We start from the raw sequence: 22,912 nt of genomic DNA, 5'->3' as shown, positions 1-22,912 counted from the left end.
AGGATCGCGGCACTCTAGGCAGCGCCCGGGTCGGCGTCCATGCCGCCGCCTTTGCATCTACCATGCACAGCATGAATGTCGGTGACATCGACCTGAATTTGCTGCATGTGTTTGCGGCGGTGCACCAGACCGGCAGCGTCAGCCGCGCCGCCGAACGGCTGGGCCTGTCGCAACCGGCCGCCAGCCACGCCCTGACCCGGCTGCGCCTGCTGCTGCACGACCCGCTGTTCGTGCGCGCGCCCGGCGGCGTGCGACCCACGCCGCGCGCCGAGCGGCTGGCGCCACAGGTGGTGGCCGCGCTGCAGCTGCTGGATGCAGCGCTGCAGGAGAGCGACCGTTTCGACGCCGCGAAGGCACGCCGACGCTTCGTGCTGCACATGAGCGACATCGGCGCCGACGAGTTCCTGCCGCTGCTGCTGCGCGACCTGGCGCAGGACGCGCCAGGCGTGACGCTGGAAGTGGTGCAGCGGCCGGCGGACGCGATCGGCCCGGCGCTGGAACAGGGCCGGCTGGACCTGGCCTTCGGCTACCTGCCGGGGCTGGCGGGCAGCGAACAGGCCACGCTGCTGACCGAGCGCTACGTGGTGCTGCTGCGCCGCGGCCACCCGCTGTCGCGCGCGCTGCGCGGGCGGGCGGCGCTGCAGACGCTGGAGTTCGTGGTCGTGCACAGCCATGCGGTGCCGGCGCGCGCGCTGCAGCAGCTGGGGCTGGAATCGCGCATCCGCCTGACGCTGCCGCACTTCATGGTGGTGCCGCCCATCCTCGAGGCCACCGACCTCGCCCTGGTGCTGCCCCATCGCCCGGCCGCTCGCTTTGCCGCCCGCCATGCGCTGCAGGTGGTGGAGGTGGACCTCGGCCTGCCGCCCTTCCCGGTGGCCATGCACTGGCACTGGCGGCACACGGCCGACCCTGGCCACCGCTGGCTGCGCGAGCGCGCGCTGGCGATGCGTTTCGGTCCGGCCGCTGGTGTTCAGCGCAGCGCTGCGTCACGACCGAAGGCCACGCGCACGAGTTGAATGAGCACGCCACCGTCCTGCGGCGACAGCGACACGGTGCGGATCTCCTCGTCGTCGACGCCGGCCTTGAACAGGTAGCCACCGGCCGGCGGGTCGCCCTTTCCGCAGCTCGGGCCATCACCGGCGGCGGGCTGGCTGCAGTCGCGCCACGGGCCGCGGCGGGCCATGGCGCTGCGGTAGAAGCGGGCCACCTCGGCGATCGGCGCATCGCTCTGCAGCTTCACCACCGCCAGCCGGAAGCCCAGCGAGCCCCCCCATATGCTGACGTTCAGCGCCGGCTTGTCGCCGCCGTCGTGCGGCGACACCAAGCGCGCGCCGGGGTAGAGCGGCAGGCCGATGTCGGTGGCGTCGACGCTGCCGCTGAAGTCGGCCCCGGCATACGGGGGCGGCGGGGAAGGCGGTGCGGCGCAGGCGCACACGGCCAGGCTGGCCAGCAACGGGGCGAGAAGGCGGGAGATGGCGTTCGGCATGGCGGCCTCCGGGGATCGATGGCGTCAGCATCGTCCCGATGCCGTCGCCGATCCAGCCGGGTGCGACAGGCCGCACCGCGGGCCGACGGACCCGCGCCTACACGTCCTCGCCGGACCAGGGCAGCATCAGCGTCAGCCAGGTCAGCTTCTCGAACTCCGGCGCAAAGCGGTCGATGATGGCCTGCGGGTCGGGGCACAGCGCACGGTCGGTGATGAGACCGAACTGCACGCCGCCGCCGTAGCTGAGGATGGACACGCCCACGCCGATGTCGCCCGACGCCGGCACCCAGAACATGGTCTGCTTGAGCGTGCTGCCGCAGAGCTTGAGCGGCTGCGCCGGACCGGGCACGTTGGTCATCACCGCGGTGGCCTTCTTCGCGAACATGCCCAGCACCAGGTCCTGCATCGGCTTGATGAACAGGCCCGACAGCGCCAGCACCCCAAAGGCCAGCAGCGGCTGGTAGCTGCCCTTGAGCTCGTTCATGCGGGCGCGCACGGCGAACACGCGCTCGACCGGGTTCTCGATGCCGATGGGCAGCACCAGCGGCGCCAGGCCGAAGCGGTTGCCCAGCTTCCAGGCATGCTCCAGCGGCCGCAGGTTCACGGGCACCATCGCGCGGATGGCTTTGTCGGCCGGGTCGTCGCCCTGCCCGGCCAGGTACTCGCCGATGGCGCCGGCGGCGCAGGCCAGCAGCACGTCGTTGACCGAGCAGCCCAGGCCCTTGCCGACGATCTTGACCTGGTCCAGCGGCAGCGGCTCGCTCCAGGCCACGACCTTGTGGCCCGCGGGCTTGCGCTTGAGCAGGGTGGGCGAGTCGTCGGCCATCAGTGCCAGCGCCGCCACGTCGTTGACCGCCTGCATGCCGATGCGCGCCACGTCCATCGGCGCCGCAGCGCCGGCCAGCGCCTGCGGGCTGGACAGCCATTCCAGCGACTTGGCCACGCCGCTGCCGTACATGCCGATGGCCTTGACGGTGAGGTCGGTCATCGGCTCCAGCACGGCGCGGGCCAGCCAGTCGCCTTCGGACGCGTGCTCGCGCAGTGCGGCCTTCTCGCGCCGGCGGCGCGTGGGTGGGTCGCTGCCGCCGTCGGTGAGGCTCATCATCACCGAGATCAACGCGATGCCGTCGCCGATGCAGTGGTGCACGCGAGCGATCATGGCGCTGCCGCCGTCGTAGGTCTCGACCAGGTGCATCTGCCACAGCGGGCGCGCAGGGTCCAGCGGCGTCATCGCCAGCTCGCCGCACAGGGCCTGCAAGGCATGCTGCGCCTGCAACGGTGTGTGGCCGTCGGCTGGCAGGTCCAGCACCGCGGGCACCACGTGGCGGGTGATGTCGAAATCCTCGTCCTCGACCCACAGCGCGCCCATGGCGTCGTGCACCGCCTTCTGGCGGAAGCGGTCGTACTTCAGCAGCTTGTCGGCCATGCGCTCGCGCAGGGCCTCGAGCGACACCGATGGCTGCAGCAGCCAGACACCGACGATCATCATCAGGTTGACGTCGTTGTCCATCCGCAGCCAGGCGGTGTCCACGCGCGACATGCGCTCCGGGGCGGCGGCGGGCATCGGGGGTCTCCTGGGGTAGGCGCTCTAGAGTGGCAGGGACGATGCTGGGTAACATCGTCAGCGTCAACCCGAGAGTTTCACTCAGAGGGTGGGCGTCCATCCGGCGTGCACGAGCAGACGATCCAAGCGGTCCGAATCTAGGCGCAAAGCGCAGCCATAGCTCGGGCTATGGCGAGCATTTGCAACGACGAGTCGGACCGCTTGGGTCGGATGAGCGGGCATGCGGGATGGGCTCTCACCCTCTCACCACACGGAGTCCTGTATGGCCGACCTGAAAGCCGCGTTCGAGAAAGCCGTCGCCGAGAGCAAGCAGTTGCCGGAGAAGCCGGACAACATGACGCTGCTGAAGATCTACGCGCTCTACAAGCAGGCCACGCAGGGCGACGTGGAAGGCAAGCGCCCGGGCTTCACCGACATGGTGGGCCGTGCCAAGTTCGACGCCTGGGCCGAACTGAAGGGCAAGTCGGGCGACGAGGCGATGCAGGACTACATCGACCTCATCGAAGGCCTGAAGTAGGCCCGGCCGCCTGGGCGGCGCCGATTCAGCGCGCCGCCAGGGCCTGCTCGATGGCCGCCGTCAGCGCCGGCCCGGTGGGTTCGGCGTTGCTGCCGAAGTGCGCCACCGGCTTGCCATCGCGGCCCACCAGGTACTTGTTGAAGTTCCACTGGGGCGCCGTGCCGGTGGCCTGCGCCAGCTGGCGGAACAGCGGCTGCGCCGCCGCGCCGCGCACCGGCCCGGTGGCGAACATCGGGAAACTCACGCCGTAGTGATTGAAGCAGACCTCGGCCGTCTTGGCCGCGTCGGCATCCTCCTGGCGGAAGTCGTTGCTGGGGAACCCCAGCACCGTGAAGCCGCGGGCGCCGTAGCGTTTCTGCAGCGCCTCCAGCCCCTTGAACTGCCCGGTGTAGCCGCAGTAGCTGGCGGTGTTGACGACCAGCACCACCTTGCCGGCCTGCTGGCACAGCGACTGCGGTTGCTCGTCCTGCAGCCGGGGCAGGGTGTGGTCCAGCAGCGGCGGGCAGGCGGCGAAGGCCGGCGTGGCGAGGCCGGATCCGAACAGCGCGGTGACGGCGGCGGCGGCCAATATGGAACGGCGGCGGTTCTTCATGCCCGCATCGTGCCGCGCCGACGCCGTTGCTGCAGCGTCAGGGTCTTGACCCGAGCCTCAGTCCGACGACTTCTTGCGCGCCGGCTTGGCCGCGGCCTTCTTGGCAGGTGCCTTGCCAGCCGACTTGGCCGCGCCCGCCAGCAGGCTGTCCAGGTTCTTCTGGATCTCGCCCTCGATGGTCTTGCTGAAGGCCCCGAGCAGGAAGCCGAGCTTGGCGTCGAGGTCGAAGTGGTCGGCGGCGACGATCAGCCGGCCGTTGCAGCCGCTGCGGCGGAACTCCACGGTGTCGCTGGTCTCGCCCTCGATCACCGAGCATTCCATGTCGAACTTGCGCTCGACCTCCTCGGCCCATTGCCAGGCGATCTTGCGCGCCTTGGCCAGGCCCAGGCTGTGTTCACGGTGAATGCGGATGTCGGGCATCGGAGACTCTTTCGTCGGACAGCGCCGCGAGTGTGGCGGCTCGTTCGGCCTTCGGCAAGCCGGCGAGCCGGCGCACGGCGGCGTAGAAGCGGGTGAAGTCGGCGCCCTCGCGCTCGAAGAGACGGAGGAAGGCGTCGACCTGGCCATCGTAGGCCGCCTGGATGCCGAAGGCGGCGTTGTTGGCCTCGGCGAACCAGCGGTCGTAGCCGGCAAAGCCGCCCCAGCGCTCGGTCTTCATCGCGGCGTGGTCGGCCTGCAGGCGCGCCAGGCGATCGGCCTTGGCGGCGCGCCTGGCCGTGTCGTCCAGGGTCGGGTCGGTGTAGATCGCCGCCAGGTCGTCGCGCACCGCCAGCGTCAGCGCCCGGAAGTCGCGCCGGCGGGCGTCGAAGGCTGCGTACTCGGCGCGTGCCGCGTCGGTGGACTGCGCCAGCCAGCGCTGGCCGCCCAGCCGTTCCACCGCGGTGGCGAAGGACTCGTTGAACATGGTGTCGCCCTCGGCGTAGGCCACCTGGTGCGCCAGTTCGTGGAAGATCAGGCGGGCCAGTTCGCCCTCGGGCCACTGGATGAAGGTGGACAGCAGCGGGTCCCCGCCCAGCCACTCGGTCTTGCCCAGCGTGGAATACGCGGGCACGCCGTAGACCTTGACCTCCCAGCCCTGGGTCTTCAGCGTGGCGGCCAGCGCGTCGGCTTCGGCGCGGTCGTAGTAGCCCCGGTAGCCCACGCAGCCCACCACCGGGAAGCACCAGGTCTTCAGTTGCAGCGACAGCTCCGGTGCCGCGACCACGTTCCACACCGCGGCCGGGCGGTCCAGCGCGGCGTAGCGCCGGTAGCTGGCGCCGTCGGGCAGCTTCAGTTCGGCCACCGCGAAGTCGCGCATGCGGCGCGCCAGCGCCAGCCGCTCGCGCAATGCCGGCGGCGTGTCTGCGGCGGCGATCCAGTCGTCCACCGGCTTCGCACGCCAGACGATGTCCAGGTGGCCGGTGACCGACTGCCGCAGGTAGCCGGCCTCGGCCAGCGTGTCGCAGCCGGCCAGGCCCACCGCCGACAGCACCGCCAATGCGGCAGCGGTCCAGCGCCTCACGCCGGGGCCACCTCCACCAGGCAGTCGTAGAAGCTCGGGGCGCGGCCGATGTCGGTGAGCCGCTGGTGGGTGAGCTGGTTGACGTTGGTGCCGTCCAGCCCGAACTTGCGCCACCAGATGCCCAGGCCGTTGACCACGCCGGGGCGGGCCCGCGTGCTCACCTCGGCCTTGCAGCGGTACTCGCCGCGGTCGTTGAACAGGCGCACGACCTGGCCGCTGGCGATGCCGCGGGCCTCGGCGTCCAGCGGGTGGATCTCCACCAGCGGCTCGCCCTCCACCGAACGCAGGCTCTTGACGTTGACGAAGGTGGAGTTCAGGAAGTGGCGTGCCGGCGGCGAGATCATCGCCAGCGGGTAGCGCGCAGCCAGGTCCGGCGCGACCTCCGCGCATTCGTGGTTGGGCACGTGGTCGGGCAGGTCCCAGCCCGACGGCGTGACACAGGCGCGGCCATCGGGGGTGGGGAAGGCGCCGTCGGCGAACGGCGCCTCCGGCAGCTTCAGCTTGACCCAGCCCCGCTCCTGCAACGCGGCCCGGTCGACGTGCGACGGCTTCCAGGCCTGCGCCGCGAGGGTCTCGTCGTCGTCGGCGAAACACGGTTCGTTGAATCCCATGCGTTCGGCCAGCGCGCGGAAGATGGCCGTGTTGGGCCGCGCCTGGCCCAGCGGCGCAACAGCCGGGTGGTTGTCCAGCACGTAGGTGTGGCCGTAGGCGCCGTGGGTGTCGCGGTGCTCCAGCTGCGTGGTGGCGGGCAGCACGATGTCGGCGTGGTCGGCGGTGTCGGTGAGGAAGTGCTCCAGCACCACGGTGAACAGGTCGTCGCGCCGGAAGCCGGCGACGACCTTGGCACTCTCCGGCGCCACCGCCACCGGGTTGCTGTTGTAGACCACCACGGCCTCGATCCTCGGGCCGAAATCAGGCGACGACTCGCGCAGCAGGTCGTCGCCGATGGTGCTCATGTTGATGGTGCGCGACGAGCGCTGGCCATGGTGCGTGGCCAGCAGATCCGGCCGCTGCAGCGCGGCATCGTCGCGCGCGGCCTTGAACCAGCCGGAACTGCTGAGCAGCAGGCCACCGGCGCGGTGGCGCCAGGCGCCGGTGAGGCAGGGCAGCAGTGCGATCAGCCGGGCCGCATTGCCACCGCCGTGCACGCGCTGCATGCCGTAGTTCAGGCGGATGGCCGCGGGCTCGAGCGTGCCGTAGTCCCGCGCCAGCGCGCGGATCTGCTCGGCCGGCACGCCGCAGACGGCGGCGGCGCGCTCCGGCGGCCACTGCAGCGCCCGCTCGCGCAGCGCCGGCCAACCGCCTTCGCCCTGCTGCACGTGGCGGGCCACGTAGTCCTCGTCGACCCAGCCATGGACGACCAGTTCGTGCATCAGGGCGAGCGCCAGCGCGCCGTCGGTGCCGGGGCGCAGCGCGAGGTGGTGGTGGCACTTGTCGGCCGTCTCGGTGCGCCGCGGATCGATGCACCACAGCACCGCACCGGCCCGCTTGGCCTGCTGGGCGAAGGTCCAGAAGTGCAGGTTGGAGGCGATGGAATTGCTGCCCCAGACCAGGATCACCCGGCTTTCGGCGAAGTGTTCCAGGTGCATGCCCAGCTTGCCGCCGTAGGTGGCGGCCAGCGCGTCGCCGCCGGCGCTGGCGCAGATGGTGCGGTCCAGCAGCGACGCGCCCAGGCGGTGGAAGAAGCGCGCCGCCATGCTCTCGCCCTGCACCAGGCCCATGGTGCCGGCGTAGCTGTAGGGCAGGATGGCGCGCGGGTCGCGCGCGGCGATGGCGCTCAGCCGCGCGGCCACAGTGTCCAGGGCTTCGTCCCAGCCGATGGGCTCGAAGCGGCCCTCGCCCTTGGCGCCGACGCGCCGCAGCGGCGTCAGCACACGCTCGGCGTGGTAGGTGCGTTCCGGGTAGCGGGAAACCTTGGTGCACAGCGCGCCGTGGGTGGGCGGATGATCGGGGTCGCCCGACACCCGCACCACGCGGCCCTGCTCCACCTGCACCCGCAAGGCGCAGGTATCGGGGCAGTCGTGGGGACATGCACCGTGAATCGTTCTCGACTCGCTCGACTTATCGGCCAGCATTGACGAACTATTGCACATCGCCCCATGACAGGGCCCATGTGGCCTTTACATTGCGCGCTTTCCAGAGTCAGACCGCCATGACCTCGCTGAACCGTCGCCAGGTGCTCCGTGCTGCCGGGGCCACCGCCGCCGCCCTGGGCCTGCCTGCGCTGGCCCAGAGCACCCGGATCGTGCTCGGCCAGTCCTGCGCCACCACCGGCCCGGCGGCCCAGTTGGGCCTGCAGATGAACCGTGGCGCGCGGCTGGTGTTCGACGCCGTCAACGCCGCCGGTGGTGTCAACGGCCAGACGATCGACCTGCGCCTGCTCGACGACGGCTACGAGCCCGACCGCTGCAAGGCCAACACCGAGAAGTTCATCGGCGACGAGGTCTTCGCGCTCTTCGGCTACGTCGGCACGCCGACCTCGCTGGCCGCGCTGCCGCTGGTCAACGACGCCAGGATCCCGTTCTTCGGCCCCTTCACCGGCGCCGAGGCGCTGCGCGACCCGTTCAGCCGCTGGGTCTTCCACGTCCGGGCCTCGTACTTCGACGAGACCGAGCTGCTGGTTCGCCAGCTCACGTCACTGGGGCTGACGCGCATCGCCGTCTTCCGCCAGAACGACAGCTACGGCCAGGCCGGCCTGGACGGCGTGGTGCGGGCGCTGAAGGCGCGCAACCTGGAACCGGTGGCCGTGGGTGGCGTCGACCGCAACACCGTCAACGTGGCCGACGCAGTGAAGGCCATCGTGCCGAAGATGCCGCAGGCGGTGGTGCAGATCAGCGCGTACAAGAGTTGTGCCGCCTTCATCCGCGCCGCGCGCAAGGCCGGCTACGGCGGCACTTTCTACAACGTGTCCTTCGTCGGCACCCAGGCCCTGGCCGACGAACTCGGCCCCGATGGCGCCGGCGTGGTGGTCAGCCAGGTCATGCCCTACCCGTTCAACACCACCACGGCCATCGCGCGGGAGTACCGGGCGGCGGTGGAGAAGGTGCCCGACGCCAAGATCGACTACGGCAGCATGGAGGGCTACGTGGCGGCCAAGGTGTTCGTCGAAGGCCTGCGGCGGGCCGGCCGTGCGCCGACCCGAGACGCCCTGGTGAGCGCCATCGAGTCGATCCAGCGCCTGGACCTCGGCGGCTTCCACGTCGGATTCGGGCCGCGCGACCATTCGGGCTCGCACTTCGTGGAGATGTCCATGCTGACCGGGGACGGGCGCGTGCGCCGCTGATCCCGCAGGGGCATCGGGGCGGTCGTACACTGCCCCGATGCAGCTCATCGACAGCATCCTGGCCGACGCGCAGGCCATCGCAAAGATCCGGCGCGACATTCACGCCCACCCGGAACTCTGCTTCCAGGAACAGCGCACCGCCGACGTCATCGCCCAGGCACTCACGGACTGGGGCATCCCCATCCACCGCGGCATGGGCAGCACCGGCGTGGTGGGCATCGTGAAGAACGGCACCTCCAGCCGGGCCGTCGGGCTGCGTGCCGACATCGACGCGCTGCCGATGACCGAGCACAACCGCTTCGCCCATGCCAGCAAGCACCCGGGCAAGATGCACGCCTGCGGCCACGACGGGCACACCGCGATGCTGCTGGCGGCGGCCAAGCATTTCTCGAAACACCGCAACTTCGACGGCACGGTGTACCTGGTCTTCCAGCCGGCCGAGGAAGGTGGCGGCGGTGCGCGCGAGATGATCAAGGACGGGCTGTTCGAGCAGTTCCCGATGGAGGCCATCTTCGGCGCCCACAACTGGCCCGGCATGGCCGCCGGGCAGTTCGCCGTGAAGACCGGCCCGGTGTTCGCCAGCTCCAACGAGTTCAGGATCACGATCCGCGGCAAGGGCGCGCACGCCGCGCTCCCGCACAACGGCATCGACCCGGTCCCGGTGGCCTGCCAGATGGTGCAGGCCTTCCAGACCATCGTCACGCGCAACAAGCGGCCGATCGACACCGCGGTGATCTCGGTGACGATGATCCACGCCGGCGAGGCCACCAACGTCATCCCCGACAGCTGCGAGATCCAGGGCACGGTGCGCACCTTCACCACCGAGGTGCTGGACCTGGTGGAGCAGCGCATGCAGCGCATCGCCGAGGCCACCTGCGCCGCGTTCGATGCCGAGTGCGCCTTCGAATTCCACCGCAACTACCCGCCCACGGTGAACCACCCGGCCGAGACGGACTTCGTGCGCCGCGTGCTGGGCGAGGTGGTCGGCCCGCAGAATGTGCAGGAGTTCGAGCCGACGATGGGTGCGGAGGACTTCAGCTACTTCCTGCAGGCCAAGCCCGGCTGCTACTTCCTGATCGGCAACGGCGACGGCAACCACCGCGAAGGCGGCCACGGCATGGGCCCGTGCATGCTGCACAACCCCAGCTACGACTTCAACGACGAACTGATCCCGATGGGCGCCACCGCCTGGGTGCGCCTGGCCGAGGCCTGGCTGGCCCAGCCGCGGGGCTGAGCGCATGGCCGCGGCCGACAGCGACAGCGCCGAGCGCTTCTTCGCGCAGACCTACGCCGAGGCCCGCGCCGGCTTCCTGGCCGCGGCCGATGCGGGCGGCCTGGACGTGCAGTCGCACACCCACCCGCTGCGCGGCCCCGACGGCGAGGTGCTGGCCATGGACGTGGTGCGCGATGGTCCTGCCGACGCTGCCGCGGTGCTGCTGGTCTCCAGCGCCTGCCACGGCGTCGAGGGCTTCTGCGGCTCCGGCGTGCAGCGTGCGTTGCTGGCCGATGCCGGCTTCCGCGCCATGGCGGCCAGCGCCGGCGTGGCGGTGCTCTACATCCATGCGCTGAACCCCTGGGGCTTTGCGTGGTGGCGGCGCACGACGCACGAGAACGTCGACCTCAACCGCAACTTTCACGACTTTCACGGGCCGCTGCCGGAGAACGCCGCCTACGACGAACTGGCCACCGCCATCGTGCCCGCGCAGTGGCCGGCACCGGAGGCCGACGCGCGGCTGGCAACGTACACCGCGACGAATGGCGACCGCGCGCTGCAGGCGGCCATCACCGGCGGCCAGTACAACCATCCGCAGGGCCTGTTCTACGGTGGCCGCGCGCCCACCTGGAGCCAGCAGACGCTGCGCCATGTGCTTCAGGACCACGGCCGCCGCTGCGCCCGGCTGGGCTGGATCGACCTGCACACGGGCCTCGGCCCGAACGGCCATGGAGAGCGCATCTTCGCCGGCGGGAACGACGAAGCAGTGCTGGCTCGGGCCCGCGCCTGGTGGGGGGAAGCCGTGACGTCGATCTATGACGGCTCGTCGACCTCGGCCCTGCTCAGCGGCCTGATGTGGCTGTCGGCTGACCAGGAGTGCCCCCAGGCCGAGTACACCGGCATCGCGCTGGAGTACGGCACAGTCCCGATGCCAACGGTGATCCAGGCGCTGCGGGCCGACCAGTGGGCCGAGAACCATCCGGAAATCGACCCCGCCCTGCGCCAGCGCCTCCGTCGCCAGGTGCGCGACGCCTTCTACACCGACACGCCCGCCTGGAAGGCACAGATCGTGGCCCAGGGCCTGGAAGCCGCCCGGCAGGGCGTGACAGGCTTGGCGGCACCGCCCCCCTGATCGGGGGTGTGCTGCCGGGGCCGGGGCGTACACTCGACGGCTCACTGCCCTCCGGCTGCATCACCTGTCATGGCCGACGACTATCCCAGCACGCTGATCGCAGCCTCGCTGCTCACGCGGCGCAAGGCCAAGGGCATGCTCGTCGAAGGCACGCGGCTGGACCTGCTGCCCGATGGCGCAGACGGCCCGCCGCGCTTCAAGATCAAGGCGGCCGAGCAGGAGTCGCGCCGCAGTTTGATCGGCGGCCTGCTGCGCAGCCGCTACGCCTGGCGCGGCTACCAGTCGGTGTCTCTGGCGGCGTCGCAGACGCTGGACCGGTTCACCCTGGTGGCGCTGGACGACGAGCAGCCGCTGGGCACCATCACCGTGGGTTTCGACATGGGCAAGGCGCTGAGCGCCGACGACGCCTTCCGGCCCGAACTGAACCAGCTGCGGGCCGAGGGCAAGCGGCTGTGCGAGTTCACCAAGCTGGCCGTGGACCCCACCACGGCCACCAAGCGGGTGCTGGCTGCACTCTTCCACGTGGCCTACATCGTGGCCCACCGCGTGCGCGGCTTCGACCACCTGGTGATCGAGGTCAACCCGCGCCACCAGCGCTACTACGAGCGCATGCTGGGCATGACGCAGCTGGGGCCGGAGCGCATCAACCGCGGCGTCAATGCACCGGCGATCCTGCTGACCACGCCGTTCGCCCACATCCGCGAGCAGATCGCGATCTACGGTGGCCAGCCGGAACGCACGTCGGAGGTGCGTACGCTCTACCCGTTCGCGTTCTCGGCCGACCAGGAGGCCGACGTGGTGCGGCGCCTGGAGAACATGTCCGACCGGCAGACCTTCGTCGGCGACACGACGATCTGAGCGGCTCCGGCCGTCAGGCCCGCACCCGGGCCAGCAGGCCGGCGGTCGATGCGTCGAGGCCGGTGGCGTCGCCACTGTCCAGACGCGGCAGAAGTTCCCCCGCCAGCGCCTTGCCCAGTTCCACCCCCCACTGGTCGAAGGCGTTGAGGCCCCAGACCGCCGCGCTGGTGAAGACGCGGTGCTCGAACATGGCGATCAGTGCGCCCAACGACGGCGGCGTCAACGCGTCCAGCACGAAGGTCGTGCTCGGTCGGTTGCCCGGGAAGCTGCGGTGGCGCGCGATCATGGCCGGATCGGCGCCCGGCGCGGCGGTGGGCGGGCGTTCGCGTGCCGCGTCGGCGGCGGTCTTGCCTAGCATCAGTGCCTGGCTCTGCGCCAGGCCGTTGGCCAGCAGCTTGGCATGCTGGCCGGTCAGGCTGTCGCGCACGGCGGCCGGCAGGTCGGCACGGTCGTGGGCCGGCATCTTCACGAGGATGAACTCCACCGGGATCACGTCCGTGCCCTGGTGCAGCATCTGGAAGTAGGCGTGCTGGCCATTGGTGCCCGGCTCACCCCAGACCACCGGACTGCTGCCCGCCGCCAGCGGCTGGCCGGCCAGGTCCACACCCTTGCCGTTGGACTCCATCTCCAGCTGCTGCAGGTAGGCCGGCAGGCGCTTCAGGCCCTGGTGGTACGGCGCCAACGAGCGGCTGGTGAAACCATGGAAGTTGCGGTACCAGACGTCCAGCAGGCCAAGTTGCACCGGAAGGTTTTGCGTCAGCGGTGCGGTGGCGAAGTGCCGGTCCATCGCGTGCGCGCCGGCCAGCAGCGCGCGGAAGTGCTCGGCGCCGATGGCGATGGCGATCGGCAGGCCGATGGCGCTCCACAGCGAGTAGCGGCCGCCCACCCAGTCCCAGAAGCCGAAGGTCTCGGTGATGCCGAAGTCGGCCGCGGCCTTGACGTTGGTGGTGGCGGCCACGAAGTGGCGCGCGATGTCGGCGACGCCCAGCCCGCTGGCCGGGCCGGCGTCCAGGAACCAGGCCCGCGCCGTCTGCGCGTTGGCCAGGGTCTCCTGCGTGGTGAAGGTCTTGCTGGCGACGATGAACAGCGTGCGCGCCGGGTCCAGGCCACGCAGCACCGGCACGATGTCGTGGCCGTCGACGTTGCTGACGAAGTGCAGCCGCAGGCCGCGGTGCGCGTAGGCGTCCAGCGCCGGCACCACCATCGCCGGGCCGAGGTCGCTGCCGCCGATGCCGATGTTGACCACGTCGGTGATGCCGCTGGTAGCGGTGTCGCGCACGCGCTCGGCCAGCGCCAGCATGCGGTCCAGCACGCCGTGCACGTCGTCGCTGAACGGCCCCTGGCCGCGCGGCGCGCGCAGCGCGGTGTGAAGCACGGCGCGGCCTTCGGTGGTGTTGATGGGCTGGCCGGCGAACATGGCATCCCGCCGGGCCTCCAGCCCGCACTCCGCCGCCAGGTCCAGCAGGAAACGCCGCGTGGCCACGTCGATCAGGTTCTTCGACAAGTCAGCGAAGACCTCCGGCGCCTGCAGGCTGAAGGCAGCGAAGCGGCCCGGGTCGCGGGCGAAGGCCTCGCGCAGGTCCAGGCCCCGGCCGTGGGCCTCGAAGTGGCCGCGCAGCGCGGTCCAGGCGCGCGTGGTCTCGGGCCGCACCACCGTCACGCCTTGGCCTCCTCGATCAGCCGGTCGAGCTTGATGGCGTCGGCGGCAAAGGCGCGGATTCCCTCGGCCAGCTTCTCGGTGGCCATGGCGTCCTCGTTGAGCGACCAGCGGAAGGCCGGCTCGGCATGGCTGACGGCGTGGATCGTCGCCGCCTTGGCCTCGGCGGCGTCCAGCTGGCGCGGCACCGGCGCATCGGACGCCTGCAGCGCCGCCAGCAGCTCCGGGCTGATGGTCAGCAGGTCGCAGCCGGCCAGCGCCAGGATCTGGCCCACGTTGCGGAAGCTCGCACCCATGACCTCGGTGGCGATGTCGTAGTGCTTGAAGTAGCGCCAGATGCGCGCCACCGACTGCACGCCGGGGTCGTTGACGCCGGCCATCGCCGCGTCGTCCCAGGCCGCACCGGCGGCCTTCTTGTGCCAGTCGTAGATGCGACCGACGAAGGGCGAGATCAGCGTCACGCCCGCCTCGCCGCAGGCCACGGCCTGGCAGAAGGCGAACAGCAGCGTCAGGTTGCAGTGGATGCCCTCGCGCTCCAGCGCGCGGGCGGCCTGGATGCCTTCCCACGTCGAGGCGATCTTGATCAGCACCCGCTCGCGGCCGATGCCGGCCTTCTCGTACAGCCCGATCAGGTGCCGCGCACGGGCCACCGTGGCGGCGGTGTCGAAGGACAGGCGGGCATCGACCTCGGTGCTCACGCGCCCCGGCACCACCTTCAGGATCTCCAGCCCGAAGCGCACCAGCACCTCGTCGACGATGCCCGCCAGCGGCGCGCCGCGGTGCGCGGCCACGGTCTCGTCCAGCAGCGGCCGGTAGTCGGGCTGCTGCACGGCCTTCAGGATCAGCGTCGGGTTGGTGGTGGCGTCGCGCGGCGCGTACTGGGCCAGCTGGCGGAAATTGCCGGTGTCGGCCACGACGGTGGTCAGGGCCTTCAGGGCGTCGAGCTGGTTCACGGGCGGTGTGGCGGTGGCACTCATGTGCAAATTAGACCGCATCCCCCGGGCCTGGCGGCGACAACGCGGTTACATCTGGTCAGCGCGCCGGCATACTGCGCGCCGTGATGCGCCACCTCGTTCTCTCCGCGGCCCTGGGGCTCGGCCTCCTGATACCGTCGTCCGCCTGGGCGGAGACCCTCATCGTCGGACCCGAGGGCGTGCCGATGGCCCTTGGGGAAGCCCTGAAACAGGCGCGGGACGGCGACGTCATCGACCTGCTGCCCGGCCTCTACAAGGGCACCGTGGGGGTCATCGAGCAGAAGCGGCTGACGATCCGCGGTGTCGGTGATAGGCCGGTGGTCGAGGCCGATGGCCGCCACGCCGAGGGCAAGGCGATCTGGGTCGTCCGCAACGGCGACGTCACGATCGAGAACATCGAGTTCCGCGGCACCCGCGTGCCCGACGCCAACGGCGCCGGCATCCGCTTCGAGAAGGGGCGGCTGACGGTGATGCGCTGCCGCTTCGTCGACAACCAGACCGGCCTGCTGACGGCCAACTTCCTCGACGCCGAACTGCGCATCGAAGACAGCGAGTTCGTGCAGGCCGTGCGCCAGGAAGGCAGCCTGCCCCACCTGCTGTACGTGGGCCGCATCGGCCGCTTCGAGATCACCGGCAGCCGCTTCCACCAGGGCTTCGAAGGCCACCTGATCAAGTCGCGTGCCAAGGTCAACCGCATCGCCTACAACCTGATCGTCGATGGGCCGGACGGCAGCGCGTCCTACGAGATCGACCTGCCCAACGGCGGCGATGCCGTGGTGGTCGGCAACATCCTGGCGCAGAGTGCCCAGACGCAGAACCCGGTGATCGTGTCCTACGGCGCCGAAGGCAAGGCCTGGGACACCAATCGGTTGCTGCTGTCGCACAACACGCTGGTCAGCGACTACCCGCTGGCCTGGTTCCTGCGCAGCTGGCCCGAGAAGCTGGGCGAAGGCACCAGCATCCGCGCCGTCAACAACCTCACCGTGGGGCCGGGCGTGTTCTCGTTCGGGTCCGCCGGCCGCTTCGACGGCAACTGGCCCACCGTGGCCTCGTCGCTGGTGGAACCGATGCTGCTGGACTTCGCGCTCAAGCGCGACAGCTGGCTGCGCGGCCGCACCGACGACCCGCGCGGCCTGGCCGGCGACGAGGCCGTGCCCACGGCCGAGTTCACGCTGCCCGTGGGCACACGGCCGCTGGCGCCGCCGGCGGCCTGGTCGCCCGGCGCGCTGCAGCGCTGATTGACCCGCCCGGGCAACTCGGGCATCATCGCGAACGTAATTTAGTTACATCGCGAGCACGCCATGTCCTTCGACCTCGTCTTCTTCGGCGGCACCGGGGACCTCACCTGGCGCAAGCTGATGCCTGCGCTGTTCCAGGCGTTCCGCCACGGCAAGCTGCCGGCGGGCGGTCGCATCCTGGCCGTGGCGCGCGACGAGCGCAGCGACGACGCGTACCGCGATTTCATCCGCGAGCGCTTCGCCGAGGTGGACAGCGCCAAGCGCCCCAGCGACGCGGAGTTCGCCGAGTTCGCGCAGCTGCTGCACTACCGCCGCATGGACCTGAGCCAGCCCGAGCACTACGCCGGGCTGAAGCAGTGGGTCGACGCCCGCGGTGCGGACACCGTGGTGCTGTACCTGGCCACCAGCCCCTACCTGTTCCCGGTGATCTGCGAGCAGCTCGGCGCCGCCGGCCTCAACGGCCCGAACGTGCGCGTGGTGCTGGAGAAGCCGCTGGGCCACGACCTGGCCAGCGCGCTGGAGATCAACCGCGTGGTGCGCTCGGTGTTCGCCGAGTCGCAGGCGCTGCGCATCGACCACTACCTGGGCAAGCCGGCGGTGCAGAACCTGATGGCGCTGCGCTTCGGCAATGCGCTGTTCGAGCCGTTGTGGCGGCGCGAGAGCATCGCCAACATTCAGATCACCATCGCCGAGAGCCTGGGCGTGGGCACGCGCGGCGATTACTACGACAAGACCGGCGCGCTGCGCGACATGGTGCAGAACCACGCGCTGCAGCTGCTGACGATGATCGCGATGGAGCCGCCGAGCACCAGCGACGCCGACGCCATCCGCGACGAGAAGCTCAAGGTGCTGAAGTCGCTTAGGCCCTTCACGCCGGAGACGGTGGCGCGCGACGTGGTGCGCGGCCAGTACCGCGCCGGCGCGGTGGACGGCAAGGCCGTGCCGGGCTACCTCGAAGAGGTGAAGGTGCCACCCGACAGCCGCTGCGAGACCTTCGTGGCGCTGCGCACCGAGGTGCAGAACTGGCGCTGGGCCGGCGTGCCTTTCTACCTGCGCACCGGCAAGCGCCTGGGCGCGCGCAACGCACAGATCGTCGTCACCTTCCGCGAGGTGCCGCACCCCATCTTCCCGGGCACGCGCTGCGCCAACAAGCTGGTGATCAACCTGCAGCCCGAAGACGGGCTGGAGCTGCACCTGCTGGCCGCCAAGGGCAGCGGCAACAACGACCTGCTCTCGCCAGTGTCGCTGGACCTGGACTTCGACAAGGCCTTCCCCAGCGAGCGCGTCGGCGCCTACGAGAAGCTGCTGCTCGACGCCATCGCCGGCCGGCTGAACCTGTTCGTGCGCAGCGACGAGCAGGAACAGGCCTGGCGCTGGGTGATGCCCGTGCTCGAGGCCTGGGCCGCCGACCCCACGCCACCGCGGCCCTATGCCGCCGGCGGCTGGGGCCCGGCCGCGGCCAGTGCGCTGGTGGCGCGCGACGGCTGCACCTGGGCCGAGGAGCAGTAGCCGCCCACGCGGCTGCGCCCACAATCGCGGCCATGCTCGACCGCATCCGCGCCTCCATCCCCGCCCTGCCCCCGGCCGAGCAGCGCGTGGCGCGGCTGGTGCTCAGCGACCCGCGCAGCTTCGCGTCGCTGCCGGTGGGCGAACTGGCCGAGCGTGCCCACGTCAGCAAGCCCACCGTGGTGCGCTTCTGCCGCAGCGTGGGCTACGACGGCCTGGCCGACTTCAAGCTCAAGCTCGCCGGCACCGTCAACGAGGGCGTGCCCTTCGTGCACCGCGCGGTGGACGACGACGACAAGGCCGGCGACATCATCGTCAAGGTGGTCGACAACGCGGTCAGTGCGCTGCTGAAGTACCGCAACAGCGCCGCCGGCGGCGCCGTGGAACAGGCCATCGCGCTGCTCACCGAGGCCGGGCGCCAGGGCCGGCGCATCGAGTTCTACGGCGTCGGCAACTCCGGCATCGTGGCGCAGGACGCGCAGCACAAGTTCTTCCGCCTGGGCGTGCACGCGGCCGCCGTCAGCGACGGCCACGTGCAGGTGATGAGCGCCACCATGCTGGGGCCGGGCGACTGCGCCGTGATCATCAGCAACTCCGGCCGCAGCCGCGACCTGGTGGACGTGGCGCAGATCGCGCACCGCAAGGGCGCGGCGGTGATCGTCATCACCGCCAGCGGCAGCCCGCTGGCCCACCTGGCGCTGCAGCCGGGTCACGTGCTGCTGGCGGCCGACCACCCGGAAGACTTCGACCGCTACAGCCCGATGGTCTCGCGGCTGCTGCACCTGATGATCGTGGACATCCTGACCACCGGGGTGGCGCTGCGCCTGGGCAGCGAGAAGCTGCGGCCGACGCTGCAGGAGATCAAGAAGAACCTGCGTGCCCGGCGCTATGCCGAGCCGGCGCCACCACCGTTGCCGTCGAGCAGCGACCCGACGCCGTAGAGCTTCGCCAGCGCCATCAGCTTGGGTGGCGCGCCGGCGAGCGTGAAGCCCACGCCACGCGCCTGCGCCAGCCGGCGCGCCTGCAGCAGCAGGGCCACGGCCGCGGTGTCCACCTCCTGCAGCGCCGACGCATCGACCGCCAGGTCGCCACCCGCGGCCAGCGACGCCTCGATGGCCCGCAAGGCCACCGACGCGTCGTCCATCGTCACCGACGCCGGCAGGGTGACGGACGCCATGCTCACTTGCCCGCCGCCTTGTTGCGCTCGGCCAGCTTGGCGATCAGGCCGTCGATGCCGCCGGCCTTGATCTCCTGGCCGAAGCTGTTCTTGTACTGGTTCACCAGCCAGATGCCGAGCACGTTGACGTCGTAGATCTTCCAGCTGTCGCCGGCCTTCTCGAGCCGGTAGTCGAGCTGGATGGGCTCGCCCTTGCCCTTGACCTCGGTACGCACCAGCACCTCGGTGTCGTCGGGGTTGGCGCGGAACGGCTTCATCTGCACCGTCTGCTCCTTCACCTGTGCCAGCGCACCTGCGTAGGTGCGCACCAGCAGCAGCTTGAACTCGGCCTGCAGCTTCTCTTTCTGCTCCGGCGTGGCCTGGCGCCACGGCAGGCCCACGGCCGAGGCCGTCATGCGCGGGAAGTTCAGGTAGGGCAGCACCTTGGCGTCCACCAGCGCGATGACCTTGCCCACGTCGCCGGCCTGGATGGCCGGGTCGGCCTTCACGGCGTCGATGACCTCGTTGGAGAGGTCGCGCACCAGGGCATCGGGCGCCACGGCGGCGAACGCGGTGCCCAGTGTCGTCACAGAGAACACCAGGGTCGCGAGGAGTTTCTTCAGCATCAGGGTAGGTTCCTTCTAGAAGAGGTCGAGACCGGCCGCAGCCGCCAGGACATGCGCCTTCAGCGCAGGCAAGTCGTTGCGCACGGTGCGCCAGACGACGGGCAGGTCAACCTTGAAGTAGCCATGCGCCACGGCGTTGCGCATCTGATACGCGGCGGCCAACGGGAGTTCCGGATGGGCAGCCGCAAACTCAGGGGCATGCCGCTCGATGTTGCGGCTGGCTTCACCAATGATCTCCAGATTGCGGACGACAGCATCCTGGGTTCGCTCGTCGTCAAGAAACACGGGTTCTGTCATGTCGCCGGTGTAGCGCTCGATGCGCTCGATGGCCGTGACGACATGCCCGAGATAGTCCTTGAGACGATTCGGATGGGCCGTCAAAGTGGTCGCGCCTGTTCGAGGACTTCGTCTCTGAACGCCAATGGCAGGGCACCCGGTGTCACCACATCGACCGGCACGCCCAACAACTGCTGCAGCGCATGGCGTATGGCGCCGATGTCCATCAACGTGGTCTCCGGCGTCGGGTCCACCAGCAGGTCGACGTCGCTGTCACCATGAGCGGCCCCCGATGCCACGGACCCGAAGACACGCGGATTGCTGGCGCGATGTGCAGCCACGACGCGTTTCACGTCGTCGCGCCGCTGATGAAGGATGTCGGCAGGGTCCATGGCAGGCACAGGCTGCAATTGTGTTCCAGGCCTCAACGCTGAACGCCCCCTACCGGTTCACTTCGGCTCGTCGAACCGCTCTTCCGGGGGATTCCCGTCGTAGACCTGGTTCAGCCGGCGCGCCAGGTAGGCGTCGCGGATGAAGCTGTAGCGGTCCAGCGCAATGTCGTCCAGCAAGCGCGTGGCACCGAGCAGGCTGGCGCGCGTGTCGACCACGTTGAGCGCCAGCGCGCCGTTGCGCACGGCTTCGTCCTGCGTGTAGCGCGGCGCGGTTTCCGGCTGCATGTCCACCACGCGGCCGGTGGTGTCGCGCAGCGTGGAAGGCCCGAACAACGGCAGCACCAGGTACGGCCCTGGGGGCACGCCCCACACGCCCAGCGTCTGGCCGAAATCCTCGCTCTGGCGCTCCAGGCCCGCTTCGCCAGCCACGTCCAGCAGGCCGCCCAGGCCGAAGGTGGTGTTCACCGCCATGCGCAGCGTCATGTTCAGCGCCGGCTCCAGCTTGCCCTGCAGCAGGTGGTTCACCGCCGACCAGCCGTCGCCCAGGTTGCCGAAGAAGTTGCCGATGGCCGTGCGCGCGAACTGCGGCACCACGTCTCGGTAGGTGGTGGCCACGGGCTTGAGCACCGCGTTGTCCACACCGTCGTTGAAGGCCTGAACGCCGCGGTTGAAGCCCTCGAACGGGTCGGCCGGGTTGCCGTCATCCTGGGCCGCCGCGGCCGTGGACAGCAGCGCCAGCGCCAGGCACAGCGGCAGCGCGCGCGACGTCAGGTTGGCGCGCGGCCTCACTGCCCGCTCCCCGCCTTCTCGGCCGAGTTGGCCAGGAACTGGCCGATCAGGTTCTCCAGCACCACGGCCGACTGCGTCTGCGAGAAGCGGCCGCCGTCGGCCACCATCTCCTCGGCCGGGCCGGGCTCGAGGCCGATGTACTGGTCGCCCAGCAGGCCGGAGGTCAGGATCTTGGCGGCCGTGTCCTTCGGGAACTTGAAGTCCTGCTGGAGCTTCATCGTGACCACGCCTTCATACGTGACGGGATCGAGGCCGATGGACGTGACACTGCCCACCTTCACCCCGGCGCTGCGCACCGGCGCCCGCGGCTTCAGGCCGCCGATGTTCTGGAACTTGGCCGTCACCGTGTAGGTGGCCCCACCGTTGAAGTTGCCCAGATTGGCCGCGCGGAAGGCCAGGAAGACCAGCGCCAGCAGGCCCAGCAGCACGAAGAAGCCGACCAGGGTTTCGATGCCTTTGCGTCCCATGTTTCCTTTGTCCCTTGTTGGCCGACGTCCTTACGGCGTGGAGAACATCAGCGCCGTGAGCACGAAGTCCATGCCCAGCACGCCCAGCGAAGCGATCACCACGGTGCGCGTCGTCGCATAGGCCACGCCTTCGGGCGTGGCCTCGGTCTCGTAGCCCTGGTACAGCGCCACGGCCGTGCAGATGACGCCGAACACCGCGGCCTTGACGATGCCGTTGCCCACGTCGCGCCAGACGTCCACGCCGCTCTGCATGATCGACCAGAAGTTGCCGCCGTCCACGCCGATCAGCCCCACGGCCACCACCCAGGCCCCGAGGATGCCCACCGCGGAGAACATCGCCGCCAGCAGGGGCATGGCGACGATGCCGCCGATGAAGCGCGGCGCCAGCACACGCTGGCGCGGGTCCACCGCCATCAGCTCCATCGCCGCCAGCTGCTCGCCGGCCTTCATCAGGCCGATCTCGGCGGTCAGCGAGGTGCCGGCGCGGCCGGCGAACAGCAGCGCCGTCACCACCGGGCCGAGTTCGCGCACCAGCGACAGGTTGACGATCAGGCCCAGGCTCTCGGTGGCGCCATACGTGACCAGCGCGTAGTACATCTGCAGCGCCAGCACGAAACCCACCGCCAGCCCCGACGCCAGGATGATCAGCAGCGAGCGGTTGCCGATGGCGTGGATCTGGTGCACCACCAGGTAGAACCGCCGCAGCGCCCCGGGCAGCACGCGCAGCAGGTCCAGGAAGAACACCGCCGCATGGCCGAGGCCCTGCAGCATGGCCAGCGTGCGGGCACCGAGGCCAGCGACGAGGTTGATCACGGCCGCACCCCGAAGTCGTCGGCCAGTTCCGGCGCCGGGTAGTGGAACTTCACCGGCCCGTCGGGTTCGCCACGGACGAACTGGCGCACCTCGGGGTCGGTGGAGTCCATCAGATCCTTCGGCGTGCCCTGGGCCACGATGCGGCCGCCGGTGGCCATCAGCACCACCCAGTCGCTGATGGCCATGCACTCCGGCACGTCGTGCGAGATCACCAGCGACGTGGCGCCGGTGGCGTCGTTGAGCGTGCGGATCAGCTGCGCGGCCACCCCCATGCTGATCAGGTCCAGCCCGGCGAAAGGCTCGTCGTACATGATCAGCTCCGGATCCAGCGCGATGGCGCGCGCCAGCGCGATGCGCCGTGCCATACCGCCGGAGACCTCGGAGATCCTCAGCCCCGCCGCACCGCGCAGCCCCACCGCGTTGAGCTTCATCAGCACGATGTCGCGGATCATCGCCTCGGGCAGGTCGGTGTGCTCGCGCAGCGGGAAAGCCACGTTGTCGAACACGCTGAGGTCGGTGAACAGGGCGCCGAACTGGAACAGCATGCCCAGCCGCCGGCGCACGCCGTGCATCTGCGCCTTGTCGCGGATGTCGAGCACCTGGCCGTCGAAGACCACGCGGCCGCTGTTCGGCGCGTGCACGCCGCCGATCAGGCGCAGCAGCGTCGTCTTGCCGCAGCCCGAGCCGCCCAACACCGCCGTGACCTTGCCACGCATGAAGCGCAGCGACACGTCGTTGAGGATGGTGCGGCGTTCGTCGTAGCCGAACGTGACGCGGTCGATCTCAATCAGGGCGTCGGAAGGCAAACCGGGCGGGTGCAGGCCCGGCGGCCCGCGGTGATGGACAGGTCCGAGGATTGTGTCATGGGGTCC

Annotated in this window: 25 protein-coding genes; 9 read left to right on the top strand and 16 right to left on the bottom strand. The window is 70.3% G+C overall.

Annotated elements, in window-relative coordinates:
• The first annotated feature begins 71 nt into the window (after nucleotides 1-71).
• On the top strand, nucleotides 72-1,016 hold the full coding sequence (locus ENE75_RS00950) for a LysR family transcriptional regulator (RefSeq protein WP_199232184.1): 945 nt from the start codon (nucleotides 72-74) through the stop codon (nucleotides 1,014-1,016).
• Here the strand turns inward: ENE75_RS00950 and ENE75_RS00945 are convergent.
• Nucleotides 971-1,486, bottom strand: coding sequence for a hypothetical protein (locus ENE75_RS00945; RefSeq protein ID WP_128194709.1), 516 nt, complete (start codon nucleotides 1,484-1,486; stop codon nucleotides 971-973). The genes ENE75_RS00950 and ENE75_RS00945 overlap by 46 nt on opposite strands.
• 97 nt (nucleotides 1,487-1,583) lie before the next feature.
• A complete protein-coding gene (locus ENE75_RS00940; RefSeq protein ID WP_128194707.1) occupies nucleotides 1,584-3,050 on the bottom strand; it encodes a wax ester/triacylglycerol synthase family O-acyltransferase in 1,467 nt (488 codons plus the stop codon).
• A 262-nt stretch (nucleotides 3,051-3,312) separates the two neighbouring features.
• On the opposite strand from ENE75_RS00940, the gene ENE75_RS00935 reads away from it, so the two are divergent.
• Complete coding sequence (locus ENE75_RS00935; protein ID WP_128194705.1) at nucleotides 3,313-3,567, top strand: acyl-CoA-binding protein; 255 nt, start codon at nucleotides 3,313-3,315, stop codon at nucleotides 3,565-3,567.
• Nucleotides 3,568-3,592: 25 nt separating this feature from the next.
• On the opposite strand, the gene ENE75_RS00930 is transcribed toward ENE75_RS00935, so the two are convergent.
• The 4 genes from ENE75_RS00930 to ENE75_RS00915 are packed head-to-tail and all read right to left on the bottom strand — an operon-like array spanning nucleotide 3,593 to nucleotide 7,735.
• Nucleotides 3,593-4,159: a glutathione peroxidase gene (locus ENE75_RS00930; protein WP_128194702.1), complete on the bottom strand. Its 567-nt coding sequence runs from the start codon at nucleotides 4,157-4,159 to the stop codon at nucleotides 3,593-3,595.
• Nucleotides 4,160-4,216: 57 nt separating this feature from the next.
• On the bottom strand, nucleotides 4,217-4,579 hold the full coding sequence (locus tag ENE75_RS00925) for a polyhydroxyalkanoic acid system family protein (protein WP_128194700.1): 363 nt from the start codon (nucleotides 4,577-4,579) through the stop codon (nucleotides 4,217-4,219).
• Complete coding sequence (locus ENE75_RS00920; RefSeq protein WP_128194698.1) at nucleotides 4,554-5,660, bottom strand: aminopeptidase; 1,107 nt, start codon at nucleotides 5,658-5,660, stop codon at nucleotides 4,554-4,556. The genes ENE75_RS00925 and ENE75_RS00920 overlap by 26 nt, the downstream gene beginning before the upstream one ends.
• Nucleotides 5,657-7,735 carry a molybdopterin-containing oxidoreductase family protein gene (locus tag ENE75_RS00915; protein ID WP_128194696.1) on the bottom strand — a complete coding sequence of 693 codons (2,079 nt, stop codon included), beginning with the start codon at nucleotides 7,733-7,735 and terminating at the stop codon, nucleotides 5,657-5,659. The genes ENE75_RS00920 and ENE75_RS00915 overlap by 4 nt, the downstream gene beginning before the upstream one ends.
• A gap of 77 nt (nucleotides 7,736-7,812) precedes the next feature.
• Between ENE75_RS00915 and ENE75_RS00910 the strand changes: the two genes are divergently transcribed.
• The 4 genes from ENE75_RS00910 to ENE75_RS00895 all read left to right on the top strand — a co-directional run bounded on the left by ENE75_RS00910 (nucleotide 7,813) and on the right by ENE75_RS00895 (nucleotide 12,146).
• Nucleotides 7,813-8,943, top strand: coding sequence for an ABC transporter substrate-binding protein (locus ENE75_RS00910; RefSeq protein WP_128194694.1), 1,131 nt, complete (start codon nucleotides 7,813-7,815; stop codon nucleotides 8,941-8,943).
• A gap of 37 nt (nucleotides 8,944-8,980) precedes the next feature.
• Nucleotides 8,981-10,177 carry a M20 aminoacylase family protein gene (locus ENE75_RS00905; RefSeq protein WP_128194692.1) on the top strand — a complete coding sequence of 399 codons (1,197 nt, stop codon included), beginning with the start codon at nucleotides 8,981-8,983 and terminating at the stop codon, nucleotides 10,175-10,177.
• A 4-nt stretch (nucleotides 10,178-10,181) separates the two neighbouring features.
• Nucleotides 10,182-11,288, top strand: coding sequence for a M14 family metallopeptidase (locus ENE75_RS00900; protein ID WP_128194690.1), 1,107 nt, complete (start codon nucleotides 10,182-10,184; stop codon nucleotides 11,286-11,288).
• A 69-nt stretch (nucleotides 11,289-11,357) separates the two neighbouring features.
• Nucleotides 11,358-12,146 carry an N-acyl amino acid synthase FeeM domain-containing protein gene (locus tag ENE75_RS00895; RefSeq protein WP_128194688.1) on the top strand — a complete coding sequence of 263 codons (789 nt, stop codon included), beginning with the start codon at nucleotides 11,358-11,360 and terminating at the stop codon, nucleotides 12,144-12,146.
• 13 nt (nucleotides 12,147-12,159) lie between these two features.
• Here ENE75_RS00895 and pgi read toward each other — a convergent pair whose 3' ends face one another.
• A complete protein-coding gene (gene pgi / locus ENE75_RS00890) occupies nucleotides 12,160-13,806 on the bottom strand; it encodes a glucose-6-phosphate isomerase (protein ID WP_375138458.1) in 1,647 nt (548 codons plus the stop codon).
• The gene (gene tal, locus ENE75_RS00885) at nucleotides 13,803-14,756 is read right to left on the bottom strand and encodes a transaldolase (RefSeq protein WP_128196670.1); all 954 of its coding nucleotides are present in this window, start codon (nucleotides 14,754-14,756) and stop codon (nucleotides 13,803-13,805) included. Before tal ends, pgi begins: the two co-directional genes overlap by 4 nt.
• Before the next feature lie 107 nt (nucleotides 14,757-14,863).
• Between tal and ENE75_RS00880 the strand changes: the two genes are divergently transcribed.
• The 3 genes from ENE75_RS00880 to ENE75_RS00870 all read left to right on the top strand — a co-directional run bounded on the left by ENE75_RS00880 (nucleotide 14,864) and on the right by ENE75_RS00870 (nucleotide 18,462).
• Nucleotides 14,864-16,015 (top strand): right-handed parallel beta-helix repeat-containing protein, encoded by a 1,152-nt coding sequence (locus ENE75_RS00880; protein WP_128194686.1) that lies wholly within the window; start codon nucleotides 14,864-14,866, stop codon nucleotides 16,013-16,015.
• Nucleotides 16,016-16,078: 63 nt separating this feature from the next.
• Complete coding sequence (zwf, locus tag ENE75_RS00875) at nucleotides 16,079-17,524, top strand: glucose-6-phosphate dehydrogenase (RefSeq protein ID WP_128194684.1); 1,446 nt, start codon at nucleotides 16,079-16,081, stop codon at nucleotides 17,522-17,524.
• A 32-nt stretch (nucleotides 17,525-17,556) separates the two neighbouring features.
• Nucleotides 17,557-18,462, top strand: coding sequence for a MurR/RpiR family transcriptional regulator (locus ENE75_RS00870; RefSeq protein WP_128194682.1), 906 nt, complete (start codon nucleotides 17,557-17,559; stop codon nucleotides 18,460-18,462).
• On the opposite strand, the gene ENE75_RS00865 is transcribed toward ENE75_RS00870, so the two are convergent.
• The 8 genes from ENE75_RS00865 to ENE75_RS00830 are packed head-to-tail and all read right to left on the bottom strand — an operon-like array spanning nucleotide 18,408 to nucleotide 22,846.
• The gene (locus ENE75_RS00865; protein ID WP_128194680.1) at nucleotides 18,408-18,698 is read right to left on the bottom strand and encodes an STAS domain-containing protein; all 291 of its coding nucleotides are present in this window, start codon (nucleotides 18,696-18,698) and stop codon (nucleotides 18,408-18,410) included. The two genes, ENE75_RS00870 and ENE75_RS00865, sit on opposite strands and share 55 nt — an antisense overlap.
• A gap of 2 nt (nucleotides 18,699-18,700) precedes the next feature.
• Nucleotides 18,701-19,303 carry an MlaC/ttg2D family ABC transporter substrate-binding protein gene (locus ENE75_RS00860; RefSeq protein WP_128194678.1) on the bottom strand — a complete coding sequence of 201 codons (603 nt, stop codon included), beginning with the start codon at nucleotides 19,301-19,303 and terminating at the stop codon, nucleotides 18,701-18,703.
• Between the two features lie 15 nt (nucleotides 19,304-19,318).
• A complete protein-coding gene (locus ENE75_RS00855) occupies nucleotides 19,319-19,684 on the bottom strand; it encodes a HepT-like ribonuclease domain-containing protein (protein ID WP_128194676.1) in 366 nt (121 codons plus the stop codon).
• Nucleotides 19,681-19,971 carry a nucleotidyltransferase family protein gene (locus tag ENE75_RS00850; protein ID WP_128194674.1) on the bottom strand — a complete coding sequence of 97 codons (291 nt, stop codon included), beginning with the start codon at nucleotides 19,969-19,971 and terminating at the stop codon, nucleotides 19,681-19,683. Before ENE75_RS00850 ends, ENE75_RS00855 begins: the two co-directional genes overlap by 4 nt.
• Nucleotides 19,972-20,028: 57 nt before the next feature.
• Nucleotides 20,029-20,760 (bottom strand): MlaA family lipoprotein, encoded by a 732-nt coding sequence (locus tag ENE75_RS00845; RefSeq protein WP_128194673.1) that lies wholly within the window; start codon nucleotides 20,758-20,760, stop codon nucleotides 20,029-20,031.
• Entirely contained in the window at nucleotides 20,757-21,227 is a 471-nt protein-coding gene (mlaD, locus tag ENE75_RS00840) for an outer membrane lipid asymmetry maintenance protein MlaD (RefSeq protein ID WP_128194671.1), read from the bottom strand. The genes ENE75_RS00845 and mlaD overlap by 4 nt, the downstream gene beginning before the upstream one ends.
• Before the next feature lie 30 nt (nucleotides 21,228-21,257).
• Complete coding sequence (gene mlaE / locus ENE75_RS00835; protein ID WP_128196667.1) at nucleotides 21,258-22,037, bottom strand: lipid asymmetry maintenance ABC transporter permease subunit MlaE; 780 nt, start codon at nucleotides 22,035-22,037, stop codon at nucleotides 21,258-21,260.
• Nucleotides 22,037-22,846, bottom strand: coding sequence for an ABC transporter ATP-binding protein (locus ENE75_RS00830; protein ID WP_128194669.1), 810 nt, complete (start codon nucleotides 22,844-22,846; stop codon nucleotides 22,037-22,039). The genes mlaE and ENE75_RS00830 overlap by 1 nt, the downstream gene beginning before the upstream one ends.
• Nucleotides 22,847-22,912 lie beyond the last annotated feature (66 nt).

The organism is Rubrivivax albus, assembly GCF_004016515.1.
GTDB lineage: Bacteria > Pseudomonadota > Gammaproteobacteria > Burkholderiales > Burkholderiaceae_C > Rubrivivax > Rubrivivax albus.
The sequence above is the reverse complement of the archived record's forward strand: the minus strand, read 5'-3'. Positions and strand labels throughout refer to the sequence as shown.